5 protein-coding genes are annotated in these 4798 nt (G+C 73.1%); 2 read left to right on the forward strand and 3 right to left on the reverse strand.

Translation table 11 applies throughout. From position 1 onward, the window contains the following. The first annotated feature begins 46 nt into the window (after nucleotides 1-46). On the forward strand, nucleotides 47-382 hold the full coding sequence (locus ACFVYK_RS37720) for a YnfA family protein (RefSeq protein WP_389781257.1): 336 nt from the start codon (nucleotides 47-49) through the stop codon (nucleotides 380-382). Between the two features lie 52 nt (nucleotides 383-434). Here ACFVYK_RS37720 and ACFVYK_RS37725 read toward each other — a convergent pair whose 3' ends face one another. After that, a complete protein-coding gene (locus ACFVYK_RS37725; protein WP_389781253.1) occupies nucleotides 435-1154 on the reverse strand; it encodes a glycoside hydrolase family 75 protein in 720 nt (239 codons plus the stop codon). 287 nt (nucleotides 1155-1441) lie between these two features. Between ACFVYK_RS37725 and ACFVYK_RS37730 the strand changes: the two genes are divergently transcribed. Further along, nucleotides 1442-2230, forward strand: a complete 789-nt coding sequence (locus tag ACFVYK_RS37730; protein ID WP_389781254.1) for a Tat pathway signal sequence domain protein — start codon at nucleotides 1442-1444, stop codon at nucleotides 2228-2230. An 82-nt stretch (nucleotides 2231-2312) separates the two neighbouring features. Here ACFVYK_RS37730 and ACFVYK_RS37735 read toward each other — a convergent pair whose 3' ends face one another. Then, nucleotides 2313-3872 carry a mucoidy inhibitor MuiA family protein gene (locus ACFVYK_RS37735; RefSeq protein ID WP_389781255.1) on the reverse strand — a complete coding sequence of 520 codons (1560 nt, stop codon included), beginning with the start codon at nucleotides 3870-3872 and terminating at the stop codon, nucleotides 2313-2315. 8 nt (nucleotides 3873-3880) lie between these two features. Further along, nucleotides 3881-4798: DUF4139 domain-containing protein (locus tag ACFVYK_RS37740; protein WP_389781256.1), on the reverse strand; the 918-nt coding region annotated here is incomplete at its 5' end.

The following is a 4798-nucleotide window of genomic DNA, read 5'->3' on the forward strand; positions in this document are numbered from 1 at the left end:
GCCCTGTCCGGCCCGCCGCCGGGTCCCGCCGGTAGCCTCGCTGACCATGACCGTCGTGCGTTCCGTCGCCCTGTTCGTCCTCGCCGCTCTGTTCGAGATCGGCGGCGCCTGGCTGGTGTGGCAGGGCATCCGCGAGCACAAAGGCTGGGCTTGGATCGGCGCCGGAGTGATCGCCCTCGGCCTCTACGGAGCCGTGGCCACCCTCCAGTCCGACGACCACTTCGGACGCATCCTCGCCGCCTACGGCGGGGTCTTCGTCGCCGGTTCGATCGCCTGGGGCGTGGTCGCCGACGGCTACCGCCCCGACCGCTGGGACCTCATCGGCGCGCTGATCTGCCTCTCCGGCATGGCCGTCCTCATGTACGCGCCTCGCGGCGGCTGACGCCCCGGTCCGATCCCGCGTCAGGGCCGGACCGCCGCCGCCTCGCGCCCCGTCAGTTGTCGCGGAGGAACGTCTGGGCCAGCCGGTCGCCGAGGGTCACCGCCGCGCTGTGGCTCTCGATGGGGGACACCTGGGAGTTCTTGAACAGGATGTACGTGACGCCGGAGTCGGCGCCCCCGTTCTCCGGGTCCGGGTCGATGCCGAGCGCCTTGGCCGTCGCGTACGAGGCCTCTCCGATGATCTTCGTGGGGCCCGTGTCGCCGACGACCGCGTACTCCACCTTGTTCTGGTAGATCACGGCGACGACCCCGCCGCCCTTGATGCCCGCGGAGCCGCAGTTCCAGATCGAGCTGGAACTGGGCACGACGACATAGGGGAGGGTGTCGGCGCGCAGCGGCTTGCCGTCCGACTGGTGGAACGCCGTGTCGTCCTGGTACCAGGGGTCGGTGCTCTCGCTGCACTTGGACGTCCGCTGGCCGTCGCAGTCGACGTCCATGTCGGCCTTCCAGAAGACCGCGCCGTTCTTGCCGCACACCGGGACGGTGGCCGACGTCTCGTCGTCGGTCCTGTACTTGCCGTTCGATATCTGCGAGCAGGACGTGACCTTGGCGAGCAGGTCGGCCGCGCTGACCGAGCCCTCCTGCGTCGAGGCGGGACCCGTGGCCCGCGGGGCGGAGCCGCGGGCGAGGCCGGAGGCGTTCGCCGGAAGCGCGGCGGTGGCGAGGAGGGCGGCGCCGGCGGCCGCGGCGAGGGACAGGGTTCGAGAGCGCACGGAGGGGACCCTTCTGTTAGGAAAGTTTCCTTACTGGGTGCGCAACAAGGTGGACCCACACCGTCGACGCCGTCAAGCCCTCGACTTCGAGGGGAGATCGGCGGGAAATGGATCCGGCCTCATCGGTCCGGACCATTGACGGAACCGGGGCCGGCCGGGAGCCTGTTCCACACCCCCGCCTCACCATCTGAACGTCATGCACGTACGTGAACGACTCCGAAGGCCGCGAAGCCGCCATGAGGCGCCTCTCTGCACGGCACCCCCCCACACGACGAGGTGAGTCAGTGATGAGCACATCCCGCAGGACCCTGCTCGGCGCGGCGCTCGGCGGCGCGGCCGCGACCACGGTCGCCGGCCTGCCCGGCGCCGCGCACGCCGCCTCCTGGCAGCAGAAATGGGCGCCGTCGGCGAGTCGCGACGGCCTCGGCGCCTTCGAGACCGTCGAGGACGACCGGGCCGGCTCCCACCCCTCGGGCGGCCCGCACATCTTCACCACCGGGAACAACTGGCGCTTCAACATGCACATGGCCGACCGGGACACCTCCACCGACCGCCAGCGCCAGGAGGTCACCGGACTGCGCAACGGCAGCGGCGACGACTACCTCACCTGGACGTCGGGCCAGACCTGGCGGGTCACGTACTCGATGTACATCCCGAGCTCGCTGAAGGCGACCACCACCTTCACCCACCTCATGCAGATGAAGCAGCCCGGCAACGGAACCTCCCCGATCGTCGTGCAGTCGCTGCGCCGTGTGAACGGCCGGCAGACCATCGAGCTGAAGCTCGCCCTCGACGACATCCTCGTCGGCCGCACCGATCTGGACCCCCTGCACGACCGATGGACCGACGTCGACTTCCAGATCAAGGTCGGCAACGGCACGGCGGGCTCGGTCCGCTGGATCCTCAAGAGCGGCGGCTCCACCGTCGTCGACGCCTCGAAGAACGGCGTCGACACCTTCCTCGCCGACCGGGTGCGCCCCAAGTGGGGCGTCTACCGCTCCCTCGGCGACACCTCGGGATCCCTGCAGGACACCTACCTCCTGCTCACCGGCCTGCGCGGCTACCGGCTCGGGTGAGGAGGCGGCGATCGCGGACCGACCACGACCGACCGCGACGACAACGCGGGCGCGGCGGACGGATCGGACGACATCGTCCGGATCAGAGCCCGCTGACCTTGCCGCTCGCCGACAGTTCGTAGACCAGGGTGACCGTGCGTCGCCCGCCGGGAGGCAGGACGAGGTCCCAGCGGGCGATGCCGTCGGCGTCGACCGCGTCGGGCACGGGCGAGCAGGCCTCTTCCCTGACGCGTGTCTGCACCGCCGAGACCTCGGACACCGGGATCCGTTCGCGCAGGACGACGGCCTGGTCGCCGTGTTCGCCGGGGGTCGAGAACCGGGACAGGTGAAGTCGCACCGTGCGGGTGACCAGGGTCCGTTGGGTGATCGCGGAGGTGTCGCGGACCTCCTCCGTCCGCCGGGTGACCCGGTGGTCGTCGCGGCTGCCGTAGGCGAGCTCCACAGCCGCGCCCGGGGCGGTGAAGTCCAGTGTGCCGCGGCCGCTGAATCCGCTGTGGCGGACCAGGTCGACCGGGCCCGCGAGCAACGCGTGGCCGGACCGGTTGTCGAACCGCACCACCTGGGTGACGAGGGGGGACAGCTCCGGAGCGCAGGCGTACTCGATGCCTGCGGTCGTGGTGAAGACGGACAGTGGCACCCGGTGGGCACGGCCGTCCGCGGGCACGGAAACCGGTGCGGGGGCGTGCAGCACCCGCACCTCACCGCCGTCGTCCACCCCCGGCAGGCCGAGCACCGGCGCCGGCCCGAGGTCGGCGACGTCCTCCTCGCGCAGCTCGACCTCGACCGTGCGGCGCTCCGCCGGCGAGCGGTCCTGCAGCGTCAGGCAGTCCTCGCCCAGCCGGGGCGGCTCGGTCGCCTGGGCCGAGCGCGCCGTCGACAGCGTCAGCCGGACGTCCGACCAGTCCTCGCCGGTGCGCTGCCAGACCATCGCGTCGGTCTCCAGCGTGAGGGAGTCCCCGTCGAGCACCGCCCGGTAGACGGGACGCCACAGCGCACACGGGGTGAGATGGCTGAGCCGCAGCCCGGCCGGCCCGGCGGCCGTGGCCCGGACGGTCAGCTCGATGTGGCCGATCAGCTCGGCCGGTTCCTGCTCGGCGAGGTCCATGGCCCGCTGCAGTGCGCCCAGTTCGGCGTCCAAGGCGGTCGACTCGGTTTCCAGGGCGCGCAGTCGCTCGGCGTGAGCGTCGCGTTCGGCGTCCACCCGATCCAGTTCGCGCTGCCAGCGGGGCCCTTCGCTCTCCCCGAAGCCGGCGCCTTCGCCGATCTCCCGCAGCAGATCGGCGGCGAGCCGGCCCAGCACGTCGAGACGCGTGTGCAGCCGCTCGCGCCGCCGGCCCAGGGCCGACAGTTCCGCCTCCAGCGTCCGCAGGCGGCGGCGCAGGGCCGAGTCGTCGTCGGCGGGCTGCGGCCCGCGCGGCTCCCAGGTGCGCACGATCCGCACGTCGAGCACGGTCGCCGGGTGTTCGGCGGTCAGCTCGGCGTGCAGCGTACGGTCGACGGCCAGTGCGCCGACGGGCCCCAGGCGCAGCCGCTGGACGCCGGCCTCGAGCGTGATCCCGGCGGTGCGCTCGACATGGGCGCGGTCCTCCAGGCAGGTGACGGCGGTGACGGGAAGAGGGATCGGCTCCGGTGCCGTGGACATGGGCGGTGTCAGCTCCTGCGGTTGCCGCCGGCCAGGGCCTTGGCGGTCGGGATGCGGATCTCGTAGCCGCCGTCGAGGGCGGTGGCGCCCCCGGCGGGCAGGTCCACCCGCCAGACGCGGGCGCCGGGGGCGTGGTGCTCGGCTTCGTCGTCACGGGGTTTCGCCCAGTCGGCCCGTTCCTCGATGCGGACGTCCGCGTCGGAGGTGACGGGGACCCGTTCGCGGACCTCGACGGTGACCGGTGCGGCGAGCCGGTTGGCCAGCTCCACGTGGACGCGGTGATCGAGCACGGTGGTGGAGTTGCGCAGTCCCGACGTCGACTCGTGCACCTCGGTGCGGCGGGCGACCCGGATGCCCTCGGCCGGGCCGAGTCCCACCCGGCACACGCCGCCCGGCGCGAGCGTGGGCAGCGCGGCGGTCAGCAGGTAGTCGTCCCCTACGTGGACCTCCACCGGGCCGGCCAGCAGCGCCTGGCCGACCCGGTGGCACAGCACCAGCGTGCCGTACACCGTCTGCTCCACGGACGGCACGCAGAGGTACTCGGTGCGCAGTCCGATCGGGATCTCGCCGACCGTGACGGTGTGCCAGACGCCGTCGGAGGGGATGTCGGCGCGGGCGACGGCGTCGAAACGGTGGTCGAACGAGCCGGCCGACACACGAGGCGGCACGGCGTGGCCGGGCAGCGGCAGCGCGGCCACCGCCTCGGCGCGGCGGCGGTACTCGGCCGCCACCGGGTCGAAGGGGACGTCGGGGAACAACCGGCCGCGGCGACCGCCCGGTTCGTCGGGGCCGCGCAGGACGAGGGCCGGGTAGTCGAGGTCGCCGTCGCCGGGGCGCGGCGGACCCGCCGGCGGCGGTGTGGTCCGCGGCACGGCCGAGCCGGGGGCCGCGGGCGGGGGCGGTGGCGCCATCGCCCGGCCGGAGGC

Source organism: Streptomyces sp. NPDC058291 (genome assembly GCF_042880855.1).
Lineage (GTDB): Bacteria > Actinomycetota > Actinomycetes > Streptomycetales > Streptomycetaceae > Streptomyces.